We start from the raw sequence: 17,147 nt of genomic DNA, 5'->3' as shown, positions 1-17,147 counted from the left end.
AATCGCTTAATAGTTACAACATACTAATAGCGTTTCCCGTAGTCGCACACAGGTAACGCTGTGATCGCCATCGCTTTACAGGTGTCTCTACCCCTTAATACCTAAGATGTTAAATTTTGCTCCGCTTATTGTACGATAAATAAAATATATCCATATAAATCATTAAGTTAAAAAATATTAACAGCTACCGCTTTGGTGGTATTTGATCTAATACCCCCCCTCAGAGACCCCCTCCGTCTTGATCGTTATCAATTCTCACCATCTTTCATAGCGTTACCTTCGCTGCAAATCAGCAATGTCGATTTAGAGAGCCACAGGCTCCACACAGGAGATACCCGATGAGCAAATTTTTGGACCGGTTTCGCTACTTCAAACAGAAGGGTGAAACTTTTGCCGATGGGCACGGCCAGGTTCTGGATACCAACCGGGACTGGGAAGACGGTTACCGTCAACGCTGGCAGCATGACAAAGTTGTCCGTTCTACCCACGGTGTAAACTGCACTGGCTCATGTAGCTGGAAGATTTTCGTTAAAAACGGTCTGGTGACCTGGGAAATGCAGCAGACCGACTATCCGCGTACCCGTCCGGATATGCCGAACCATGAACCGCGCGGCTGCCCGCGTGGGGCCAGCTACTCCTGGTATCTCTACAGCGCCAACCGTCTGAAATACCCGCTGATGCGTAAACGCCTGATGAAAATGTGGCGTGAAGCGAAAGTGCAGCACAGCGATCCGGTTGATGCCTGGGCATCCATCATCGAGGACGCCGACAAAGCGAAAAGCTTCAAACAGGCGCGTGGTCGCGGTGGTTTCGTTCGTTCTTCCTGGAAAGAAGTGAACGAGCTGATTGCGGCCTCCAACGTCTATACCGTGAAAACTTACGGTCCTGACCGCGTGGCAGGCTTCTCGCCAATCCCGGCAATGTCGATGGTCTCTTACGCCTCCGGCGCGCGCTACCTTTCACTTATCGGCGGTACCTGTCTGAGCTTCTACGACTGGTACTGCGACCTGCCGCCAGCGTCGCCGCAGACCTGGGGCGAACAGACCGACGTGCCGGAGTCCGCTGACTGGTACAACTCCAGCTACATCATCGCCTGGGGCTCAAACGTTCCGCAGACCCGTACCCCTGATGCGCACTTCTTTACCGAAGTGCGTTACAAAGGGACCAAAACCGTTGCCGTGACCCCGGACTACGCCGAAATCGCCAAACTGTGCGACCTGTGGCTGGCACCGAAACAGGGTACCGATGCCGCCATGGCGCTGGCAATGGGCCACGTCATGCTGCGTGAATTCCACCTCGACAAGCCAAGCCAGTATTTCACCGATTACGTGCGTCGCTACACCGACATGCCAATGCTGGTGATGCTTGAAGAGCGTGACGGCTATTACGCCGCTGGCCGTATGCTGCGTGCGGCGGATCTTGTGGACGCGCTGGGTCAGGAAAACAACCCGGAGTGGAAAACGGTCGCCTGCAACAGCAACGGCGAGCTGGTGGCGCCAAACGGTTCTATCGGCTTCCGCTGGGGCGAAAAAGGCAAATGGAACCTGGAACAGCGTAACGGCACCACGGGTGAAGAGACAGAACTTCGCCTCAGCATGCTGGGCAGCCAGGACGAAATCGCCGATGTCGGCTTCCCGTACTTTGGTGGTGAAGGTTCCGAGCACTTCAACAAGGTTGAGCTGCAAAACGTTCTGATGCACAAACTGCCGGTTAAGCGCTTGCAACTGGCGGACGGTTCTACCACTCTGGTCACTACGGTCTACGATCTGACCATGGCGAACTATGGCCTGGAGCGCGGTCTGAACGACGAAAACTGCGCGACCAGCTATGATGACGTGAAGGCTTATACACCAGCCTGGGCGGAGCAGATCACCGGTGTGCCACGCGCCCAAATCACCCGTATCGCCCGCGAATTTGCGGAAAACGCAGACAAAACTCACGGTCGCTCCATGATCATCGTCGGTGCCGGTCTGAACCACTGGTATCACCTCGATATGAACTATCGCGGCCTGATCAACATGCTGATCTTCTGCGGCTGCGTCGGGCAGAGCGGCGGCGGCTGGGCGCACTACGTGGGCCAGGAAAAACTGCGTCCGCAGACCGGCTGGCAGCCGCTGGCGTTTGCCCTTGACTGGCAGCGTCCGGCTCGTCACATGAACAGCACCTCCTACTTCTATAACCACTCCAGCCAGTGGCGCTACGAGACGGTGACCGCGCAGGAGCTGCTGTCGCCGATGGCGGATAAATCCCGCTACAGCGGCCATCTGATTGACTTCAACGTGCGCGCTGAACGCATGGGCTGGCTGCCGTCTGCACCGCAGTTGGGCACTAACCCGCTGCGCATTGCGGAAGCGGCGAAGAAAGCGGGCATGTCACCGGTGGACTACACCGTGAAATCGCTGAAGGATGGCTCAATCCGTTTTGCGGCAGAACAGCCTGAGAACGGCAAAAACCATCCGCGTAACCTGTTCATCTGGCGCTCCAACCTGCTGGGTTCGTCCGGTAAAGGCCATGAGTACATGCTGAAATACCTGCTCGGTACCGAAAACGGTATTCAGGGTAAGGATCTCGGCAAGCAGGGCGGCGTGAAGCCAGAAGAAGTTGAATGGAAAGACAACGGTCTGGACGGCAAGCTGGATCTGGTGGTAACGCTGGACTTCCGTCTGTCCAGTACCTGCCTGTACTCCGATATCGTGCTGCCTACCGCCACCTGGTACGAAAAAGACGACATGAATACGTCGGATATGCATCCGTTTATTCATCCGCTGTCTGCGGCCGTTGACCCGGCGTGGGAATCAAAAAGCGACTGGGAAATCTATAAAGACATCGCGAAGAAATTCTCCGAAGTCTGTGTAGGGCACCTGGGCAAAGAGACCGACGTGGTGACGCTGCCAATCCAGCACGACTCCGCTGCCGAACTGGCGCAGCCGCTTGACGTGAAGGACTGGAAAAAAGGCGAATGCGACCTGATCCCGGGCGTGACCGCGCCGCACATTATTCCGGTTGAACGTGATTACCCGGCAACGTACGAGCGCTTTACCTCTATCGGTCCGCTGATGGAGAAGATCGGTAACGGCGGTAAAGGCATCGCCTGGAACACCCAGAGCGAAATGGACCTGCTGCGCAAGCTCAATTACACCAAAGCAGACGGCCCGGCCAAAGGCCAGCCAATGCTGAACACGGCAATTGATGCAGCGGAAATGATCCTGACCCTGGCACCGGAAACCAATGGCCACGTGGCGGTGAAAGCGTGGGCGGCTCTGAGTGAATTTACCGGCCGTGACCATACGCATCTGGCGAAGAATAAAGAAGAAGAGAAAATCCGCTTCCGCGATATTCAGGCTCAGCCGCGCAAGATTATCTCCAGCCCGACCTGGTCTGGCCTCGAAGATGAACATGTGTCCTATAACGCCGGATACACCAACGTTCACGAGCTGATCCCATGGCGCACGCTCTCTGGCCGTCAGTCTCTGTATCAGGATCACCAGTGGATGCGTGACTTCGGTGAAAGCCTGCTGGTTTACCGTCCGCCAATCGATACCCGCTCCGTGAAAGCGGTGATGGGGGCGAAATCAAACGGTAACCCTGAGAAGGCGCTGAACTTCCTGACGCCGCACCAGAAGTGGGGTATCCACTCCACCTACAGCGACAACCTGCTGATGCTGACGCTGTCACGCGGGGGGCCGATTGTCTGGATGAGCGAAGCGGACGCCAAAGATCTGGGTATCGAAGATAACGACTGGATCGAAGTGTTCAACAGCAACGGTGCCCTGACGGCACGTGCGGTGGTGAGCCAGCGTGTACCAGCCGGGATGACCATGATGTACCACGCGCAGGAACGTATCGTTAACCTGCCGGGTTCAGAGATCACCGAGCAGCGCGGCGGTATTCACAACTCTGTGACCCGTATTACGCCGAAACCGACGCATATGATCGGCGGCTATGCCCAGCTGGCCTACGGCTTTAACTACTACGGCACTGTAGGATCAAACCGCGATGAGTTCGTGGTGGTACGTAAGATGAAGAATATTAACTGGTTAGATGGCGAAGGTAATGACCAGGTACAGGAGAGCGTAAAATGAAAATTCGTTCACAAGTCGGCATGGTGCTGAATCTGGATAAATGCATCGGCTGTCATACCTGCTCAGTCACCTGTAAAAACGTCTGGACCAGCCGTGAAGGTATGGAGTACGCCTGGTTCAACAACGTGGAAAGTAAGCCGGGCACCGGCTTCCCGACCGACTGGGAAAACCAGGAGAAGTGGAAGGGCGGCTGGATCCGTAAAATCAACGGCAAACTGCAACCGCGCATGGGTAACCGTGCGATGCTGCTCGGTAAAATCTTTGCTAACCCGCATCTGCCGGGCATCGACGATTACTACGAGCCGTTTGATTACGACTATCAGAACCTGCACAACGCGCCGGAAAGCAAACACCAGCCGATCGCCCGTCCTCGCTCGCTGATCACCGGTAAGCGCATGGACAAAATTACCAGCGGTCCAAACTGGGAGGAAATTCTGGGCGGCGAGTTCGAAAAACGCGCCAAAGACCAGAACTTCGAGAACATGCAGAAGGCGATGTACGGCCAGTTCGAAAACACTTTCATGATGTATCTGCCGCGCCTGTGCGAACACTGCCTTAACCCGGCGTGCGTGGCGACCTGCCCAAGCGGCGCCATCTACAAGCGTGAAGAAGATGGCATTGTGCTGATCGACCAGGACAAGTGCCGCGGCTGGCGTATGTGCATCACCGGCTGCCCGTACAAAAAAATCTACTTTAACTGGAAGAGCGGTAAGTCTGAGAAGTGTATCTTCTGCTACCCGCGTATCGAAGCCGGTATGCCGACCGTCTGCTCAGAGAGCTGCGTAGGGCGTATCCGCTACCTCGGCGTGCTGCTGTACGACGCGGATGCGATTGAAAATGCCGCAAGCACCAAGAACGAGAAAGATCTGTATCAGCGTCAGCTGGACGTCTTCCTCGATCCGAACGATCCGAAGGTGATCGAGCAGGCGCTGAAAGACGGTATTCCGCAGAGCGTGATTGACGCCGCACAGCAGTCCCCGGTGTACAAAATGGCGATGGACTGGAAGCTGGCGCTGCCGCTGCACCCGGAATACCGCACGTTGCCGATGGTCTGGTACGTGCCGCCTCTGTCTCCTATTCAGTCTGCGGCTGACGCAGGTGAACTGGGCAGCAACGGCATTCTGCCGGACGTGGAAAGCCTGCGTATTCCGGTTCAGTATCTGGCCAACCTACTCACCGCAGGGGATACCCAGCCGGTGCTGCTGGCGCTGAAACGTATGCTGGCGATGCGTCACTTCAAACGTGCGGAAACCGTTGACGGCGTTAACGATACCCGCGCGCTGGAAGAGGTCGGCCTGACCGAAGCGCAGGCGCAGGAGATGTACCGCTATCTGGCAATCGCTAACTACGAAGATCGTTTCGTGGTGCCGAGCAGTCACCGCGAGCTGGCTCGCGAGGCCTTCCCGGAGAAAAGTGGGTGTGGCTTTACCTTTGGCGACGGTTGCCACGGGTCAGACAGCAAATTCAACCTGTTCAACAGCCGCCGCATCGACGCGATGGATGTGACCAGCAAAACGGAGCCGCACCAATGATTGAACTCGTCATTGTTTCGCGTCTGCTCGAGTACCCTGATGCTGCGCTTGTGCAGCATCAGCAGGAACTCTTTGATGCACTCGCGTCATCTGAAAACCTGGATAAAGAGGATGCCCAGACGCTGGGCATTTTCCTCCGCGACCTGCTGGCGCGCGATCTTCTTGATGCGCAGGCGGACTACAGCCAGCTGTTTGACCGTGGTCGTGCAACGTCTCTGCTGCTGTTCGAACACGTTCACGGTGAATCCCGCGACCGTGGTCAGGCGATGGTGGATCTGATGGCCCAGTACGAGCAGCACGGTTTGCAACTCGACAGCCGCGAGCTGCCGGATCACCTGCCTCTGTACCTGGAATATCTGGCGCAGCTGCCGAAAGAGGAAGCGCTGGGCGGGTTGCAGGACATCGCTCCCATTCTGGCGTTGCTCGGCGCACGTCTCCAGCAACGTGAGAGCAATTATGCAGTCCTGTTCGATCTGCTGGTGAAACTGGCTAACGCCTCGGTTGACAGTCAAAAAGTGGCGGAAAAAATTGCGGATGAAGCCCGTGACGACACCCCACAAGCACTGGATGCCGTCTGGGAAGAAGAACAGGTGAAATTCTTTGCTGACCAGAGCTGTGGCGAATCTGAAATCTCCGCGCATCAGCGTCGTTTTGCCGGAGCGGTGGCTCCGCAATATTTGAATATCTCTAACGGAGGACAGCACTAATGCACTTCCTGAATATGTTCTTCTTTGACATTTACCCGTATATCGCGGGCACCGTGTTCCTGGTGGGAAGCTGGCTGCGTTATGACTATGGCCAGTACACCTGGCGTGCTGCCTCCAGCCAGATGCTGGATCGTAAAGGGATGAACCTGGCGTCAAACCTGTTCCACATCGGGATTTTGGGTATTTTCGCCGGTCATTTCCTGGGGATGCTGACGCCGCACTGGATGTACGAAGCGTGGCTGCCGATTGAAGTGAAGCAGAAGATGGCGATGCTCGCCGGTGGCGCTTGCGGCGTGATGACCCTGGTGGGTGGGCTGCTGCTGCTGAAACGCCGTCTGTTCAGCCCACGCGTGCGGGCTACCACGACCGGAGCGGACATCCTGATCCTCTCCCTGCTGATGGTGCAGTGTGCGCTGGGTCTGCTGACCATTCCATTCTCTGCGCAGCATATGGACGGCAGCGAGATGATGAAGCTGGTGGGATGGGCGCAGTCTGTCGTGACCTTCCGCGGTGGTGCCTCTGAGCATCTGGACGGCGTGGCGTTCATCTTCCGCGTTCACCTGGTGCTGGGTATGACCCTGTTTGTGCTGTTCCCGTTCTCTCGCCTGGTGCACATCTGGAGTGCGCCGGTGGAGTACCTGACGCGCAAATATCAGATCGTGCGTGCTCGTCGCTGATTCGCTGTATTGATACAACCCCGCATTTGCGGGGTTTTTTTTGTCCTGGAACCAGGGTTTCGTGCGGATGCCGGGTGGCGGCTGCGCCTTTCCCGGCCTACGGAATTCACTATGCTCGGATCGAACCCTGGTCGAAGCTTCTCATCTTTCCCCGCATGGGAGAACCAAGGGGCATTGTGCTTTTGGAGAGTGCTAAAGAATCTGGAAGTGATGGTGGTGGGGGAAGGATTCGAACCTTCGAAGTCGATGACGGCAGATTTACAGTCTGCTCCCTTTGGCCGCTCGGGAACCCCACCAGGGGTAATTCATATTTTGAAGTAAAGCTGGAGATGGTGGTGGGGGAAGGATTCGAACCTTCGAAGTCGATGACGGCAGATTTACAGTCTGCTCCCTTTGGCCGCTCGGGAACCCCACCACGGGGTAATGCTTTTAACTGGCCTGCTTCCTGTTGGAAGCGGGGCGCATCATATCAAATGAGACGCCCCTGTAAAGCATTCCTTTAGGAAAATGAAGCTGTTTGCCTGCTTTTTATCCGTAAAGGCGTAAAGCTAATCAATTCATTTTCCGAAGGATTAAAGAATAATCGTTCTGTTGCCGTACACAAAGACGCGCTGAGCAAGTACCTGATAAAGCGCACGGCTCAGTACGTTCTTCTCAACGTCACGGCCAGCTCGCATCATATCTTCTGCCGTGTAGGTGTGATCCACGTGGATCACGTCCTGCATGATGATTGGGCCTTCGTCCAGATTATCATTCACGTAGTGCGCGGTTGCGCCAATGATCTTCACCCCACGCTCGTATGCCTGGTGGTACGGACGCGCGCCAATAAAGGCTGGCAGGAAGGAGTGGTGGATGTTGATAATTTTGTTCGGGAAGCGCGCCACGAAGGATGGCGTCAGCACGCGCATGTATTTTGCCAGCACCACGTAGTCCGGGTTATGCGCTTCAATCGCAGCAGCCATCAGGTTGTCGTGCTCTTCGCGGGTATGACCTTCATGGCTGACCAGTTCAAACGGAATGTCGAAACGTTCAACCAGCGTACGCAGCGTCTCGTGGTTGCCAATGACGGCGGCAATTTCGACGTCCAGGCCACCGTAGTTGGCTTTCATCAGCAGATCGCCCAGGCAGTGCGCCTCTTTGGTGACCAGAATGACAATGCGGCGACGACCCGCCGGGTTTAGCTCGCGCACCGAGCCTTCCGGCAGGGCGCTGTCCAGATCGGCAAGCAGGGTTGTGTCGTTGAAAATACCTTCCAGCTCGGTACGCATAAAGAAGCGACCGGTACGGTGGTCAACGAACTCGTTGTTCTGCACGATATTCAGTTCATGCTTGTAGCAAATGTTGGTAATTCGTGCGATCAGTCCTTTTTGATCGGGACAGATAGTGCGCAGAACTTTACGTTGTAATGATTGCATCGCCGGGAAATCCTGTTTATGTATTTGCGAAGTCTGAGTTGTCAGGCATTACTGCCGCAACACTTTTTAAATTTTTTTCCTGAACCACAGGGGCAGGGATCGTTACGACCGAATTGCGGACGTGTGCCGTCAATATAATACCATTGCCCGCTGTCCTTTAAGAACCGTGAGCGTTCAATGATGGCGCCGGGTTTGTTTTGTTCGCTAAAGCGGGCGACAAAACTGACATAGCCCTCGTTGGCATCGCGGCCGGGAGCGGCATCAAAGACGGTAAGGCCCAGCCAGACGGTGTTGGCAAATCCGGCTTCAATCTCTTGCCGAAAATCGGCAGCATCACAGGACGGATGCCAGGTTTTAATCAGGTAGTCTGCGTTTTTGATCACAAAAGCAGTATACCGCGAGCGCATAAGGTGTGACGGGTCTGGTGCAACCTGCTCGCCAGAAAGATATCGCTGGCAACATAGGCTATACTCCAGAGCGCTACCACAGGGGCAGAGTTGAGACACGATTCTCTTCCTGGAACAAAAAATAAGGCGTTAAACGCTTAAGGTAGCAATATGTTAACTGAGCAGGTGCGTTGACGCTATGTCGGGAATCCAGGGGAAGTAAAACAGGGCTAATGAGAAAGGTAAAAATTGGACTGGCGTTGGGCTCAGGTGCAGCCCGGGGTTGGTCACATATTGGCGTTATCAATACCTTAAACCAGATGGGGATTGACGTTGATATTGTCGCAGGATGTTCTATCGGGTCGCTGGTCGGATCCGCGTACGCCTGCGGTAAGCTCCCGCAGCTTGAAAGCTGGGTGCGCTCCTTTAGTTACTGGGATGTACTGCGCCTGATGGATCTCTCCTGGCAGCGTGGCGGCCTGCTGCGCGGCGAACGCGTATTCAATCAGTTTCGTAAGATAATGCCCCTCGCTGACTTCAGCCACTGCCAAATGCCTTTCGGCGCCGTTGCAACCAACCTCAGTACGGGCAGGGAGTTATGGCTCACCGAAGGGGATATTCATCTCGCCGTTCGCGCATCCTGTAGCATGCCTGGGTTAATGGCGCCTGTGCCTCATAATGGCTACTGGCTCGTTGATGGTGGCGTGGTGAATCCTGTCCCCATCTCTCTGACGCGCGCCATGGGGGCAGATATCGTCATTGCAGTGGATTTACAGCACGACGCTCACCTTATGCAGCAGGATTTGATGCCGGTTAATCTTCAGAGCGATGATGCGGAAGAAGAGAAACTTGCCTGGCATGCGCGTTTACGCGGCAGAATAGGGCGCCTGACTGCCCGTCGCACGGTGACCGCGCCGAACGCCATTGAAATCATGACGACCTCCATTCAAATTCTTGAGAATCGCCTGAAGCGAAACCGTATGGCTGGCGATCCTCCGGATATTCTTATTCAGCCCTATTGTCCACAAATCTCTACCCTTGATTTCCACCGGGCTGAGGCCGCCATAGCAGCGGGCTCGTTAGCCGTCGAAAAGAAAATAGATGAACTGTTGCCTTTTGTGCGTACAGCACGTTAAGCACTTTTTTGATTACTTCAGCAAAATCTGACAGGCGATAGTACCAATAGCATGCCACTATTGAGTAACTGTCAGCCAGGGGAGGAACCATGACACAGCCATTGGCCGGAAAACATATTTTGATAGTAGAAGACGAGCCCGTTTTCCGATCGCTACTGGATTCGTGGTTATCCTCACTGGGTGCAACCACGTCCCTTGCCGAAGATGGCGTCGAGGCACTGGAAAAAATGGCCAGCATGGCGCCTGATCTGATGATCTGCGATCTCGAGATGCCGCGCATGGACGGATTAATGCTGGTGGAAAACCTGCGTAACGAAGGTTATCAGACACCGATACTGGTGATCTCGGCAACCGAAAATATGGCGGATATTGCTAAGGCGTTGCGTTTGGGTGTGCAGGATATCCTGCTCAAACCGGTTAAAGATTTAAACCGACTGCGTGAAACGGTGTTGGCCTGCCTGTATCCCAATATGTTTAATTCCCGGGTGGAAGAAGAAGAACGTCTTTTCCAGGACTGGGATGCTTTAGTCAGTAATCCGCTCGCGGCCGCGAAGCTGCTTCAGGAACTTCAGCCGCCGGTGCAGCAAAATATCTCTCATTGCAGAGTAAATTATCGCCAGCTGGTAGCGGCTGACCAGCCTGGACTGGTGCTGGATATTGCGCCGCTATCAGATTCCGACCTCGCTTTTTATTGCCTGGATGTTACCCGAGCGGGAGATAACGGCGTTCTGGCGGCCTTATTACTCCGTGCGCTGTTTAATGGATTGCTACAGGAACAATTATCTCATCAGGGGCAACGACTTCCTGAGTTAGGCAGTTTACTAAAACAGGTCAACCAACTTTTTCGCCAGGCCAATTTGCCGGGGCAGTTCCCGCTTCTGGTTGGCTATTATCACAGCGGGTTGAATAACCTTATTCTGGCCTCTGCTGGATTAAATGCCACGCTGAATACCGGCGAACACCATATACAGGTGAGTAACGGTGTGCCGTTGGGAACGTTGGGTAATACTTACCTTAATCAAATTAGCCATCGCTGCACCTCCTGGCAGTGCCAAATTTGGGGTGCCGGTGGGCGGTTACGCTTAATGTTGTCCACGGAGTAAGCAGTCAGATTTTATTTTTCAGATTGCTTTACCTGTGTTTTTGCTGGCAGTGCTACTATCGCTGCAAGTTTCATGCGTATTTGTCTTAATTGATCGGCAACGCGTTCTTTTCAGACCCGTATTAGTGGCTGAGACTGTATACTCACCGCGTTATTCAATGCATAAAAGTTCAAAACTTGAACAGTTCAGGAGAATTTCAATGGCTGCCCTAAATTCGAAAGTCAGAAAGGCCGTTATCCCGGTGGCGGGATTGGGTACCAGGATGTTGCCAGCGACGAAGGCAATCCCAAAAGAGATGCTGCCTCTGGTTGATAAGCCATTAATCCAGTATGTCGTGAATGAGTGTATTGCGGCAGGTATCACCGAAATTGTACTGGTGACGCATTCATCTAAAAACTCTATCGAAAACCATTTCGATACCAGTTTCGAACTCGAAGCAATGCTGGAAAAACGCGTAAAGCGCCAGCTGCTGGAGGAAGTGCAGTCTATTTGCCCTCCACACGTTACCATTATGCAGGTTCGTCAGGGCCTGGCGAAGGGCCTGGGGCACGCAGTATTGTGTGCACATCCGGTAGTGGGTGATGAGCCGGTCGCGGTTATTCTGCCAGACGTGATCCTTGATGAGTATGAGTCCGATCTTTCCCAGGAAAACCTGGCGGAAATGATTAAACGCTTCGACGAAACCGGCAGCAGCCAGATTATGGTTGAGCCAGTCGACGATGTGACTGCTTACGGTGTGGTTGACTGCAAAGGTGTTGCCCTGCAACCTGGTGAAAGCGTACCAATGGTTGGCGTTGTTGAAAAACCTAAAGCGGACGTCGCGCCGTCTAACCTTGCTGTCGTTGGCCGTTACGTACTGAGTGCTGAAATCTGGGCGCTGCTGGCCAAAACGCCTCCGGGTGCGGGCGATGAAATCCAGCTGACGGATGCTATCGATATGCTGATCGAGAAAGAGACCGTGGAAGCCTACCATATGAAAGGTAAGAGCCATGACTGCGGTAATAAGCTCGGTTATATGCAGGCATTCGTCGAATATGGCATTCGCCATAACAGCCTGGGTGAAGAATTTAAAGCCTGGCTCAAAGGTAGCGTGGGTATTAAGTAATAAACTCACGGACCAGTGAACAAGACCGGTGTGGCGATGCCCACCGGTTTTTTTATGCCTGTCGATCCGTAATTGGCTGGAGATTGTCAAGGACGTTAAATAGTGAGCCAGGCAATATGACAGAATGTAAGGAGATGTTTGGGGAATATTATGGGCATAAAAAATCCCGCATTAAGCGGGATTTTTCAGAATCTTTCCAGATTAATCCTTGATCAGGAAGTCATCCAGTTGTTTACCTTGTTCGTCCATAGCTTTCTTGATTACAGCAGGAGTACGACCCTGGCCGGTCCAGGTTTTCTCTTCGCCGTTCTCGTCGATGTAGCTATATTTAGCAGGACGTGCTGCGCGTTTTGCTTTGGTACCGGTTTTAGCCGCAGCCATGCTGTTCAGCAATTCGTTTGGATCGATACCATCGGCAATCAGCATTTCGCGATACTGTTGCAGTTTACGTGTACGTTCTTCGATTTCAGCCGCTGCTGCGCTTTCTTCTTCACGACGTTCGTTAACGACAACTTCTAATTTTTCGAGCATCTCTTCAAGCGTTTCGAGGGTACATTCTCTTGCCTGCGCACGAAGAGTACGGATGTTGTTCAGAATTTTAAGTGCTTCGCTCATTGTAGTAATCTCAAACTTATAATGGGGGTGGGTTTGTTGTCCTAATAATAGAGCGTTAATTTCACTTGTGCAATAGGTTGGAATGTAAGGAATTCAAAAAATACAAAATTAATGACGCTATTATTAATTACGCTAACTTAAATTTCATTGTTTGCTGGGGCGATGAGATATCGTTTCAAACGGCAAAAGCGCGTCATTTGCATGTTTGTTTTGTGACTTTTACCTCAGGAATTATAGTTGCGGTTGATAAATATCAGCCTTTCGTATTACTCCGGCTAAGCGCAGCGAACAGAAGAATAGTTAATAAATAGTGAATTTTAAAGATTGCAGAAGCCACTATAAAAAGAAGTGTTATCTCCGGTGTCGAGCTCGCCTTATTGTCCGTGCTAAAAGCCTTTACTGTCTGTTTTAACGCATTATTTTGCGCTATCAACGAAGAGTTTATTGGTGCAGAACAGCCTGGAGCACGCAGCCCGCCGCTGATGACAATACAAAATATGGTACAATGATCCATCGGGAATATTACACATTGATTAGGGTTCTTCGGCCAATGGCACAACTTTATTTCTACTATTCGGCAATGAATGCAGGGAAATCGACGGCGTTACTGCAATCCTCATACAATTATCAGGAGCGGGGGATGCGTACCGTTGTTTATACCGCCGAAATCGACGATCGCTTTGGGGCAGGGAAGGTAAGCTCAAGAATAGGGCTCTCGTCGCCTGCAAGGCTGTTTAACCCTGAAACGGACCTGCTTGAGGACATTCGTGCCCAGCATGCCTCTAAGCCTGTCCATTGCGTGCTGGTAGATGAAAGCCAGTTCCTGACCCGTGAGCAGGTCCATGCGCTTTCAGAGGTCGTTGATGAGCTGGATATTCCCGTTCTTTGCTATGGATTACGCACTGACTTTCGCGGTGAGTTATTTGCCGGTAGCCAGTATCTGCTCGCCTGGTCGGATAAGCTGGTTGAGCTGAAAACTATCTGCTTTTGTGGCCGCAAGGCAAGTATGGTTCTTCGCCTGGACCAGTCGGGTAAGCCTTATGCTGATGGCGAGCAGGTTGTGATAGGGGGCAATGAACGTTATGTCTCGGTCTGCCGCAAGCACTATAAAGAGGCGCTGGCTGTAGGCTCGCTGACGGCGTTACAGGGCGACAATCGCAAATAAAAAAATGTCTTACGGATCCTCAGATATAAAAAAACCCGCCAGCGGCGGGTTTTTTTCACACTGTCAATCAAGCATTTTTCTTCGCTTTCTTGTCAGCCTTTACAACTGCGGGGATGTCAACTTTTACGGCAGCGACATCGCTTTCAGTGAAGTTACGACCGTAATAGGTATCCAGCAGGATCTGTTTCAGTTCGGAAATCAGTGGGTAGCGCGGGTTAGCACCAGTACACTGGTCATCGAATGCATCTTCAGACAGCTTATCTACGTGAGCGAGGAAGTCAGCTTCCTGAACGCCTGCTTCGCGGATAGATTTAGGAATACCCAGTTCAGCCTTCAGGCTTTCCAGCCATGCCAGCAGTTTCTCGATCTTCGCTGCAGTACGGTCGCCCGGTGCGCTTAGACCCAGGTGGTCTGCGATTTCAGCGTAGCGACGACGAGCTTGCGGACGGTCGTACTGGCTGAATGCAGTCTGCTTGGTTGGGTTGTCGTTGGCGTTATAGCGGATAACGTTGCTGATCAACAGGGCGTTCGCCAGACCGTGAGGAATGTGGAACTGTGAACCCAGCTTGTGCGCCATGGAGTGACAGACACCCAGGAAGGCGTTAGCAAATGCAATGCCCGCGATGGTTGCCGCACTGTGTACACGTTCACGAGCTACAGGGTTTTTCGCACCTTCGTTGTAAGAAGCTGGCAGGTTTTCTTTCAGCAGTTTCAGTGCCTGTAAAGCCTGACCGTCAGAGAACTCAGAAGCCAGTACGGAAACGTAAGCTTCCAGGGCGTGAGTTACCGCATCCAGACCACCGAACGCACACAGTGATTTCGGCATTTCCATGACCAGGTTGGCGTCAACGATAGCCATATCTGGCGTCAGTGCGTAGTCAGCCAGCGGATATTTCTGACCCGTTGCGTCATCAGTCACAACAGCAAATGGCGTCACTTCTGAACCGGTACCGGAAGTGGTGGTGACGGCGATCATTTTCGCTTTCACGCCCATTTTCGGGAACTTGTAGATACGTTTACGGATATCCATAAAGCGCAGCGCCAGTTCTTCGAAGTGGGTTTCCGGATGCTCGTACATGACCCACATAATTTTCGCGGCGTCCATTGGGGAACCGCCACCCAGTGCGATGATCACATCAGGTTTGAAGGAGTTAGCCAGTTCAGCGCCTTTACGTACAACGCTCAGGGTTGGGTCAGCTTCAACTTCAAAGAAGACTTCAGTTTCGACGCCAGACGCTTTCAGAACAGAGGTGATCTGGTCTGCATAGCCATTGTTGAACAGGAAACGGTCAGTCACGATGAGCGCACGTTTGTGGCCATCAGTAATCACTTCGTCCAGCGCGATTGGCAGAGAGCCGCGGCGGAAGTAGATAGATTTCGGAAGTTTGTGCCACAACATGTTTTCAGCTCGCTTAGCAACGGTTTTCTTGTTGATCAGGTGTTTTGGACCAACGTTTTCAGAGATGGAGTTACCACCCCAGGAACCACAACCCAGAGTCAGGGAAGGTGCGAGTTTGAAGTTATACAGGTCACCGATACCACCCTGAGAAGCAGGGGTGTTGATCAGGATACGTGCCGTCTTCATCTTCTGACCGAAGTAAGCAACACGCTCTGGCTGGTTATCCTGGTCGGTGTACAGGCAAGAGGTGTGGCCGATACCGCCCATCGCCACCAGCTTCTCTGCTTTTTCTACCGCGTCATCGAAATCTTTCGCACGGTACATTGCCAGTGTCGGGGACAGTTTTTCGTGAGCAAACGGCTCACTTTCATCAACGACTTTCACTTCACCAATCAGAATCTTGGTGGTAGCAGGGACGCTAAAGCCGGCGAGTTCAGCGATTTTATACGCTGGCTGACCTACGATAGCTGCGTTCAGTGCACCATTTTTCAGAATCACGTCCTGAACGGCTTTCAGTTCTTTACCTTGCAACAGGTAGCCGCCGTGGCTGGCGAAACGTTCACGAACGGCGTCGTATACCGAATCAACCACGACAACAGACTGTTCAGATGCACAGATAACGCCGTTATCGAAGGTTTTTGACATCAGCACAGAGGCAACTGCACGCTTGATATCTGCCGTTTCGTCGATCACAACAGGGGTATTACCTGCGCCTACGCCGATGGCTGGTTTACCGGAGCTGTATGCTGCTTTAACCATACCAGGGCCGCCGGTCGCCAGGATTAAGTTAATGTCCGGGTGATGCATCAGGGCGTTGGACAGTTCAACAGAAGGCTGGTCGATCCAACCGATCAGATCTTTTGGCGCACCCGCAGCAATGGCAGCCTGAAGCACGATATCCGCTGCTTTGTTGGTGGCGTCTTTCGCACGTGGATGCGGGGAGAAAATGATTGCGTTACGTGTTTTCAGACTGATAAGAGATTTGAAGATGGCGGTAGAGGTTGGGTTAGTGGTTGGAACGATACCGCAAATAATGCCGATGGGTTCAGCGATAGTGATGGTGCCAAAAGTGTCGTCTTCTGACAGCACACCGCAGGTTTTCTCATCTTTATAGGCGTTGTAGATATACTCTGAAGCAAAGTGGTTTTTGATCACTTTATCTTCAACGATACCCATACCGGATTCGGCAACGGCCATTTTAGCGAGAGGGATTCGAGCATCTGCAGCAGCCAGAGCGGCCGCGCGGAAGATTTTATCAACCTGTTCTTGGGTGAAATTGGCATATTCACGCTGGGCTTTTTTCACGCGCTCGACGAGGGCGTTCAGTTCAGCGATATTGGTAACAGCCATAATGCTCTCCTGATAATGTTTAAACTCTTTTAGTAAACCAGCGCTCGATACGTCTGACAGTATAGTCAGAGCCGATCCCACTTGCGTAACACACAGTAAAACAAAGGATTACTCACTGCTTCCGCTCACTAATTTACTAAAAGAGCCTTACCTTAGCATCATACCTTTTTGATAGGTGATCTCCCTGGCGGCGTAATCAAGATTACTCACTTCTGAGTACGAAAATTATGATCAAGATCAATTTTGTCCTAAGCTGATACCTTTCAGCAGGGTTATTTTGTGCTAATTATTCCAGTGTTAAATAATTAAGTAACTATTGGAAGTGGCGCTATCATTGATTATACAAATGTTTAACATCATGAATTGATAACGTTTTAGAACAGATTTCTGGTGAAGTGTGCGGCTAAAAAGCGTATCTTCAGCGCGGATTTATCATTACACGCTGTCTCTCCCTGACCATGCTCAATTGCGGAGC

12 protein-coding genes and 2 tRNA genes are annotated in these 17,147 nt (G+C 52.6%); 8 read left to right on the top strand and 6 right to left on the bottom strand.

Annotation, left to right across the window (positions count from 1 at the left end; all coding sequences use genetic code 11):
* Window positions 1-338: 338 nt before the first annotated feature.
* From L2Y28_RS12245 to narI, 4 genes are read left to right on the top strand one after another with little or no spacing between them, the layout of a single operon-like run.
* Window positions 339-4,082: a nitrate reductase subunit alpha gene (locus L2Y28_RS12245; RefSeq protein ID WP_022648362.1), complete on the top strand. Its 3,744-nt coding sequence runs from the start codon at window positions 339-341 to the stop codon at window positions 4,080-4,082.
* Entirely contained in the window at window positions 4,079-5,614 is a 1,536-nt protein-coding gene (gene narH, locus L2Y28_RS12240) for a nitrate reductase subunit beta (RefSeq protein ID WP_022648361.1), read from the top strand. The genes L2Y28_RS12245 and narH overlap by 4 nt, the downstream gene beginning before the upstream one ends.
* Window positions 5,611-6,321, top strand: coding sequence for a nitrate reductase molybdenum cofactor assembly chaperone (narJ, locus tag L2Y28_RS12235; protein ID WP_022648360.1), 711 nt, complete (start codon window positions 5,611-5,613; stop codon window positions 6,319-6,321). Before narH ends, narJ begins: the two co-directional genes overlap by 4 nt.
* Complete coding sequence (narI, locus tag L2Y28_RS12230) at window positions 6,321-6,998, top strand: respiratory nitrate reductase subunit gamma (RefSeq protein WP_022648359.1); 678 nt, start codon at window positions 6,321-6,323, stop codon at window positions 6,996-6,998. Before narJ ends, narI begins: the two co-directional genes overlap by 1 nt.
* A gap of 211 nt (window positions 6,999-7,209) precedes the next feature.
* On the opposite strand, the gene L2Y28_RS12225 is transcribed toward narI, so the two are convergent.
* From L2Y28_RS12225 to L2Y28_RS12210, 4 genes are all read right to left on the bottom strand, one after another.
* Window positions 7,210-7,294 (bottom strand) — tRNA-Tyr (locus L2Y28_RS12225).
* A gap of 34 nt (window positions 7,295-7,328) precedes the next feature.
* Window positions 7,329-7,413: transfer RNA gene (locus L2Y28_RS12220), tRNA-Tyr, on the bottom strand.
* Window positions 7,414-7,570: 157 nt separating this feature from the next.
* Window positions 7,571-8,413: a formyltetrahydrofolate deformylase gene (purU, locus tag L2Y28_RS12215; protein WP_003856715.1), complete on the bottom strand. Its 843-nt coding sequence runs from the start codon at window positions 8,411-8,413 to the stop codon at window positions 7,571-7,573.
* A gap of 41 nt (window positions 8,414-8,454) precedes the next feature.
* A complete protein-coding gene (locus L2Y28_RS12210) occupies window positions 8,455-8,919 on the bottom strand; it encodes a YchJ family protein (protein ID WP_022648358.1) in 465 nt (154 codons plus the stop codon).
* Window positions 8,920-9,032: 113 nt separating this feature from the next.
* Here L2Y28_RS12210 and rssA point away from each other — a divergent pair, with 113 nt between their 5' ends.
* The 3 genes from rssA to galU all read left to right on the top strand — a co-directional run bounded on the left by rssA (window position 9,033) and on the right by galU (window position 12,143).
* On the top strand, window positions 9,033-9,935 hold the full coding sequence (gene rssA, locus L2Y28_RS12205; RefSeq protein ID WP_022648357.1) for a patatin-like phospholipase RssA: 903 nt from the start codon (window positions 9,033-9,035) through the stop codon (window positions 9,933-9,935).
* Window positions 9,936-10,024: 89 nt separating this feature from the next.
* A complete protein-coding gene (rssB, locus tag L2Y28_RS12200; RefSeq protein WP_022648356.1) occupies window positions 10,025-11,038 on the top strand; it encodes a two-component system response regulator RssB in 1,014 nt (337 codons plus the stop codon).
* 199 nt (window positions 11,039-11,237) lie between these two features.
* Window positions 11,238-12,143, top strand: a complete 906-nt coding sequence (gene galU, locus L2Y28_RS12195; protein ID WP_022648355.1) for a UTP--glucose-1-phosphate uridylyltransferase GalU — start codon at window positions 11,238-11,240, stop codon at window positions 12,141-12,143.
* A gap of 201 nt (window positions 12,144-12,344) precedes the next feature.
* On the opposite strand, the gene hns is transcribed toward galU, so the two are convergent.
* Complete coding sequence (gene hns / locus L2Y28_RS12190) at window positions 12,345-12,758, bottom strand: histone-like nucleoid-structuring protein H-NS (protein WP_003856724.1); 414 nt, start codon at window positions 12,756-12,758, stop codon at window positions 12,345-12,347.
* Between the two features lie 550 nt (window positions 12,759-13,308).
* Between hns and tdk the strand changes: the two genes are divergently transcribed.
* A complete protein-coding gene (tdk, locus tag L2Y28_RS12185; RefSeq protein ID WP_032622434.1) occupies window positions 13,309-13,923 on the top strand; it encodes a thymidine kinase in 615 nt (204 codons plus the stop codon).
* Window positions 13,924-13,990: 67 nt separating this feature from the next.
* Here tdk and adhE read toward each other — a convergent pair whose 3' ends face one another.
* Window positions 13,991-16,672, bottom strand: a complete 2,682-nt coding sequence (gene adhE / locus L2Y28_RS12180; protein ID WP_022648353.1) for a bifunctional acetaldehyde-CoA/alcohol dehydrogenase — start codon at window positions 16,670-16,672, stop codon at window positions 13,991-13,993.
* Between the last annotated feature and the right edge of the window lie 475 nt (window positions 16,673-17,147).

The organism is Enterobacter sp. JH25 (genome assembly GCF_021725435.1).
GTDB lineage: Bacteria > Pseudomonadota > Gammaproteobacteria > Enterobacterales > Enterobacteriaceae > Enterobacter > Enterobacter intestinihominis.
Note: the sequence above shows the minus strand (reverse complement) of the source record. Positions and strands in the feature narration are given on the sequence as shown.

Excerpts from the sequence above, each read along its gene's own strand:
- tdk (WP_032622434.1), top strand. The coding sequence starts at position 13,309 with ATGGCACAACTTTATTTCTACTATTCGGCAATGAATGCAGGGAAATCG.
- adhE (WP_022648353.1), bottom strand. The coding sequence starts at position 16,672 with ATGGCTGTTACCAATATCGCTGAACTGAACGCCCTCGTCGAGCGCGTG.
- narJ (WP_022648360.1), top strand. The coding sequence starts at position 5,611 with ATGATTGAACTCGTCATTGTTTCGCGTCTGCTCGAGTACCCTGATGCT.
- purU (WP_003856715.1), bottom strand. The coding sequence starts at position 8,413 with ATGCAATCATTACAACGTAAAGTTCTGCGCACTATCTGTCCCGATCAA.
- hns (WP_003856724.1), bottom strand. The coding sequence starts at position 12,758 with ATGAGCGAAGCACTTAAAATTCTGAACAACATCCGTACTCTTCGTGCG.
- narH (WP_022648361.1), top strand. The coding sequence starts at position 4,079 with ATGAAAATTCGTTCACAAGTCGGCATGGTGCTGAATCTGGATAAATGC.
- rssB (WP_022648356.1), top strand. The coding sequence starts at position 10,025 with ATGACACAGCCATTGGCCGGAAAACATATTTTGATAGTAGAAGACGAG.
- galU (WP_022648355.1), top strand. The coding sequence starts at position 11,238 with ATGGCTGCCCTAAATTCGAAAGTCAGAAAGGCCGTTATCCCGGTGGCG.
- L2Y28_RS12245 (WP_022648362.1), top strand. The coding sequence starts at position 339 with ATGAGCAAATTTTTGGACCGGTTTCGCTACTTCAAACAGAAGGGTGAA.
- rssA (WP_022648357.1), top strand. The coding sequence starts at position 9,033 with ATGAGAAAGGTAAAAATTGGACTGGCGTTGGGCTCAGGTGCAGCCCGG.
- narI (WP_022648359.1), top strand. The coding sequence starts at position 6,321 with ATGCACTTCCTGAATATGTTCTTCTTTGACATTTACCCGTATATCGCG.